The 4,654-nt window shown below is 71.7% G+C and carries 5 protein-coding genes; 4 read left to right on the top strand and 1 reads right to left on the bottom strand.

Annotated features, from left to right (window positions below; genetic code table 11):
- The coding region (locus D6718_13085) for a hypothetical protein (protein ID RMG43025.1) at positions 1-353 on the bottom strand (353 nt) is incomplete at its 3' end.
- A gap of 118 nt (positions 354-471) precedes the next feature.
- Here D6718_13085 and D6718_13080 point away from each other — a divergent pair.
- From D6718_13080 to D6718_13065, 4 genes are all read left to right on the top strand, one after another.
- Positions 472-1,326, top strand: coding sequence for an SDR family NAD(P)-dependent oxidoreductase (locus D6718_13080; protein RMG43024.1), 855 nt, complete (start codon positions 472-474; stop codon positions 1,324-1,326).
- A 112-nt stretch (positions 1,327-1,438) separates the two neighbouring features.
- Entirely contained in the window at positions 1,439-2,059 is a 621-nt protein-coding gene (gene radC, locus D6718_13075; GenBank protein ID RMG43023.1) for a DNA repair protein RadC, read from the top strand.
- A gap of 154 nt (positions 2,060-2,213) precedes the next feature.
- On the top strand, positions 2,214-3,230 hold the full coding sequence (gene trpS, locus D6718_13070; GenBank protein ID RMG43026.1) for a tryptophan--tRNA ligase: 1,017 nt from the start codon (positions 2,214-2,216) through the stop codon (positions 3,228-3,230).
- On the top strand, positions 3,227-4,456 hold the full coding sequence (locus D6718_13065) for a tyrosine--tRNA ligase (GenBank protein ID RMG43022.1): 1,230 nt from the start codon (positions 3,227-3,229) through the stop codon (positions 4,454-4,456). Before trpS ends, D6718_13065 begins: the two co-directional genes overlap by 4 nt.
- The last annotated feature ends 198 nt before the right edge of the window (positions 4,457-4,654 follow it).

Here is a 4,654-nt window from a genome sequence, read left to right as displayed (position 1 = left end):
GTTCGCAGCGCCCAGAAAACGGCGAAGAGCGCCGGCGCGGCGGCCGCGCGGCGCACGCACCGGGGAAGCCGCCGCCACGCCGCCGCGAGCCTCGACGCCACGGCTGCGACGGCGCTCGCCCCCCGGGGAACCGCCGCGGCGGCGAGCGCCAGGCTGATCGCGGCCCGCGCCGCGGACGGCAGTCCGGCGAGCTGGCGGAGCGCCCACAGGTGGCGGTGGATGAACTCCTGCGGGAGCGCCGGGAGAACCCACACCGCGGCCACTCCGAAGGCGGCGAGGGCCGCGCCGAAGGCCACGTCGGCGCGTCCCGGGACGCCGCCCGCGGCGCTTCCGGTCGTGTCGGGCCCGCCCACGCTTCCGTCCTCCTGGAGATCGTCGCCCGGCGCGGAGCATAGCGCCCCGCGCCGGGCTGCGGGCGGAGGCCGCCGGTAAGATGGCCGGGCGCCGCAGCGGGCGGCGGAGGAGGCGCCGATGGATCTCAAGGGCAGGGTGGCGATCGTGACCGGCGCGAGCCGCGGCATCGGCCGGCGGATCGCGATCGACCTCGCGGCCGCCGGGGCGGACGTGGTGGTCGCGGCGAAGACGGATCGACCGCACCCGAAGCTCCCGGGCACCATCCACGAGACGGCGGCCGAGATCGAGCGCCGGGGGGCGAGGGCGCTGCCGGTGAAGGTGGATGTCCGCGAGGCCGAAGCGCTCGAGGATCTCGTCCGGCGCACCCTCGACGCTTTCGGGCGGGTCGACATCGTGATCAACAATGCGGGTGCGCTGTGGTGGCAGCCGGTGCTCGACACGCCCGCGCGCCGCTTCGACCTGATGATCGGGGTCAACGTGCGCGCGGCCTTCCTGCTGTCGCGTGCGGCGGCGGCGGCGATGATCGATGCGGGGCACGGAGGTCACATCGTGATGATGTCTCCGCCCCTGGACACGCGCCCGCACCCGGGAGTCGTGGGCTACACGATCAGCAAGTTCGGCATGACGATGGCGGCGATCGGCATGGCCGAAGAGTTCCGTTCCCACCGGATCGCGGTGAACAGCCTGTGGCCCGCGACGATGATCGAGTCCCAGGCGACGATCGGCTGGGGCCTCGGTGATCGGCGCCAGTGGCGCCGGCCCGAGATCGTCAGCGATGCGACGCTGGCCCTCGTCCGCCGCGATCCGGCGGAGGTCACCGGACGCCAGCTGATCGACGAGGATTTCCTCCGAGAGTGCGGCGTCACCGACTTCTCCCGGTACCGCTGTGATCCGGACCACGAGCCGCCGCGCATCCCTTTCTCGGCCCTCTCGGAGACCGTGTGGAGGCGGGCCCGGAAGGACCGCACCTGAGGTGCGGCCGGTCGGTGCGTCCGCCGGCGGACAGCGCGCGCCGCGGCGGGCCCGGTGCGGCGGCCTTCCCCTGCGGCCCCGACCTTGCACGGGGGCCGGCGGGAGGACCGGGATGGATCGCCCCAACGGCGCCGCCGCCCCGTGCGACATCGAACCGCTCGCCGAGATCCTCGGCGGGCGGGGTCGGCGCGGACGGGAACGGGCGGCGGCGCTGTTGCGCCGCTTCGGCAACCTGGCCGGGGTGATGGAGGCGGCGGCGGCCGGCGCGCCCGGGCTCACCCCTTCCGAGGCGCGCCGGCTGGCGGCCGTCCTGCGCCTGTGGAAGCGCCTGGACGCGGGCGAGTCGCGTCCGGCGCTCCTCTCGCCGGAGGCGGTGGGCGCCATCGTCCGCGACATCGCCGCGGCCCGGCGCGAGCATCTCGTCGGTCTCTACGTGGATGCTCAAGGACTCCTGATCGCTCGGGAGACGGTCGCCGTCGGAACGCTCAACGTCGCCCATGCCGTGCCGCGCGACGCGCTGGAACCGGCGCTCCGCCTCGGCGCGGCCGCCCTCATCCTGGCCCACAATCACCCCTCCGGGTGCGCGGAGCCCTCCCGGGAGGATCTGCGGTTCACCGACGCGGTGGCGCGCGGAGCGCGCCTGCTCGGCCTCGACCTGTACGACCACGTGATCGTGACCCGCTCGGGCTGGACCTCCCTTCGCGGGCGGGGGCACCTCGACCAGGCGTCCTGAACGCGGCCGCGGCGGCGGCCGGCGAGCCGGTATACTCGCCCGCCAGCCCGGCTGCCGGCGGGGCGCCGGCTGGCGGACGAGGAGCGAGCACGTGACCGAGCGAGAGGTTCCGGCGGGCGGCCCGGAGGCGAAGGCGGACGCTCCCGAGCCGCCGATCACGCGCATCTTCAGCGGCATGCAGCCCTCCGGGGAGCTGCACATCGGCAACTACCTCGGAGCGCTCAAGACGTGGGTGGAGCTGCAGGACCGGTATCCCTGCATCTTCAGCGTCGTCGATCTCCACGCCCTCACACAGCCTTACGACCCGAAGGAGATGCCGGACCGCATTCGCGAAATGGTGCTCGGCTGGCTCTCCGCGGGCCTCGATCCCGAGCGCTGCACGATGTTCGTCCAGTCGACGGTGCCCGAGCACGCCGAGCTCGCCTGGATCCTCAACACGTTGACCCCGATGGGGCTGTTGGAGCGGATGACCCAATACAAGGACAAGGCGAAGAAGCAGCCGGAGAACGTCAACGTCGGGCTCTTCGACTATCCGGTCCTCCAGGCGGCCGACATCGTCATCTACAAGGCCGACGGCGTTCCCGTGGGGGAGGATCAGGTCCAGCACATCGAGTTCACGCGCGACGTGGTGGGGAAGTTCAACAACCGCTACGGCCCGACCTTTCCGATGCCCCGCGCGCTGCTCTCCCCGGCGCCGAGGGTCATGGGACTGGACGGCGAGCGGAAGATGTCGAAGAGCCTGGGGAACCACATCTCGCTCAACGATCCTCCCGACGTGGTCTGGCAGAAGATCGCTCCGGCGAAGACCGACGTGCGGCGCAAGCGGAGGACCGATCCCGGGGTTCCCGAGGACTGCAACATCTACAGCTACCACCGTTTCTTCTCCTCGGCCGACGAACAGCGCTGGGCCGCCGAGGGTTGCCGCACGGCCGCCATCGGCTGCCGGGACTGCAAGAAGGTGGTCGCGAGGAACATCAGCGCCGTCATCGAGCCGATGCGGGAGCGGCGTGCGGAAATCGAGCGCCACCCGGACCGCATCGCCGAGATCCTCGCCGCCGGCACCGAGAAGCTCGCCCCGATGGCTCGGGCCACGATGGAGGAAGTCCGGGGGCGCCTCGGCATTCCCGTGGCCGGTCGCTACGGGGCCGGCCGCGGGAGGACGGCACGGTGAGCCCGAAGTTCCCCCCGGTGGAGGAGCAGCTCGCGATCCTCCGGCGGGGCGTGGTCGACCTGACGTCGGAGGAGGAGCTGCGGGCCAAGCTCGAGCGGTCGCGGGCTTCGGGGCGGCCCCTGACGGTGAAGGTCGGGTTCGACCCCACCGCGCCCGATATCCATCTGGGGCACACCGTGCTGATGTCCAAGATGCGCGAGTTCCAGGATCTCGGACACCGCGTCGTCTACGTCATCGGCGACTTCACCGCCTCCATCGGGGATCCGTCGGGGAGGTCGAAGACGCGTCCTCCGCTGTCGCGGGAGCAGATTCTCGCCAACGCCGAGACCTACACGCGGCAGGCGTTCATGATCCTCGACGAGGCCCGAACCGAGACACGGTTCAACTCCGAATGGCTGCTCCCGCTCGGCGCGGATGGCATGGTCAAGCTCGCCGGCCACTACACGGTGGCGCGGATGTTGGAGCGGAAGGACTTCAAGCAGCGGTTCGAATCGGGAAGCCCGATCTCGATCCACGAATTCCTCTATCCGCTGGCTCAGGCCTACGACTCGGTCGCTCTCGAGGCCGACGTGGAGCTGGGCGGCACCGACCAGCTGTTCAACCTGAACGTCGGGCGGGAGATCATGCCCGATTACGGTCTCGAGCCGCAGGTCATCATGACCATGCCACTGCTCGAGGGCACCGACGGCGTCCAGAAGATGTCGAAGTCCCTGGGGAACTACATCGGGGTGACGGAGCCGCCGGACCAGATCTACGGCAAGGTGATGTCGATCAGCGACGAGCTGATGCTGCGCTGGTACGACCTCGTGAGCGGCCTTCCTGCCGCGGAGGTGGAGGCCCTGAAACGGGCGCTCGCGGCCGGCGAGGCGCATCCGCGGGAGGCGAAGGCCCGCCTGGCACGGCTGATCGTGGCCCGGTTCCACGGTGAGGACGCAGCGCAGCGAGCGGAACGCGAGTTCGAGCGGGTCTTCGGGCGCAAGGAGCTGCCCTCGGACATCGAAGAGCGGACGCTCCCGGCGGGCGGGCCTCCCGCATGGCTGCCGAAGCTGTTGGCGGAGCTGGGTCTGGCGCGGTCGACGAGCGAAGCCCGGCGGCTGATCCGGCAGGGGGGCGTCCGGGTGGACGGCGAGCGCTGCACCGACGAAACGCGCAACGTGCCGCGGGAAGGGGAGGTGCTGCTGCAGGTCGGCAAGCGGCGATTCCTCCGGGTCCGCTTCCACTCCTGACCCGTCCGTTCTGAGGTGCTTCCCCGATGGTGCGCTGCCGCGCCGGCGGAGCGCAGGTGCGGCCTGTTCCATGCCGCCTCCCGCATCCGGGACGCGCGCGCCGATCGGCCCTTCCCCCACGCGCCGGATCCCGCCATCCTTCCGCCATGACCCGAAGGCGACATCCCCGCCGCTCCCGCTTTCGCGGCAGCCGCCGCG

The sequence above is a fragment of the Acidobacteriota bacterium genome (genome assembly GCA_003696075.1).
Classification (GTDB): Bacteria; Acidobacteriota; Polarisedimenticolia; order J045; family J045; genus J045.
Note: the sequence above shows the minus strand (reverse complement) of the source record. Positions and strands in the feature narration are given on the sequence as shown.

Excerpts from the sequence above, each read along its gene's own strand:
- radC (RMG43023.1), top strand. The coding sequence starts at position 1,439 with ATGGATCGCCCCAACGGCGCCGCCGCCCCGTGCGACATCGAACCGCTC.
- D6718_13080 (RMG43024.1), top strand. The coding sequence starts at position 472 with ATGGATCTCAAGGGCAGGGTGGCGATCGTGACCGGCGCGAGCCGCGGC.